Below are 669 nucleotides of genomic sequence, written 5' to 3'. Positions count from 1 at the left end.
GCAGGACGAGCGGCTCCTGCGCGACCAGGGGATCGGCGGCGCGGCGAAGGCGTTCGTCCGGCGGGTCCGCGGCGGTGACATCGGTTCGCTGCCGGTGGTCGTCGGGCTCATCGTCATCTGGGCGGTGTTCCAGGCGCTCTCCCCCGACTTCCTGTCCCCGGGCAACCTGGTCAACCTCGCCCTGCAGTGCGCGGCGGTCGGCACCATCGCGATCGGCATCGTGCTCGTGCTGCTGCTCGGCGAGATCGACCTGTCCGTCGGCAGCGTCAGCGGGCTCTCCGCCGCGATCCTCGGCCAGGGCCTCACGACGCTCGGCTGGCCGCTGTGGCTCGTGATCACCGTCGCCCTGGCCGTCGGTGCCGCCGCCGGTCTGCTCTACGGCCTGCTGTTCACCCGCTTCGGGGTGCCGAGCTTCGTCATCACGCTCGCCGGTCTGCTCGGGTTCCTCGGGCTGCAGCTGCTCATCCTCGGCCCGAACGGCTCGATCAACCTGCCGTACGACTCGCCGATCGTGCAGTTCGCCTCGGCGTCGTACCTGCCGCCGTGGCTCGCCTACCTGCTCGCTGTCCTGGCCGCCGGAGGACTCTTCTTCACCGAGATCCGCCGCGCTGCCCGTCGCCGTCGCGCCGGACTGTCGACCGGGGCGGTGTCCCTGACGATCGTGAAGTC

1 protein-coding gene is annotated in these 669 nt (G+C 71.2%); it reads left to right on the top strand.

Translation table 11 applies throughout. From position 1 onward, the window contains the following. The coding region (locus H489_RS29975; protein WP_017887486.1) for an ABC transporter permease subunit at positions 1 to 669 on the top strand (669 nt) is incomplete at both ends.

The organism is Curtobacterium flaccumfaciens UCD-AKU (genome assembly GCF_000349565.1).
In the GTDB taxonomy this organism is placed as follows: Bacteria; Actinomycetota; Actinomycetes; order Actinomycetales; family Microbacteriaceae; genus Curtobacterium; species Curtobacterium poinsettiae.
Note: the sequence above shows the minus strand (reverse complement) of the source record. Positions and strands in the feature narration are given on the sequence as shown.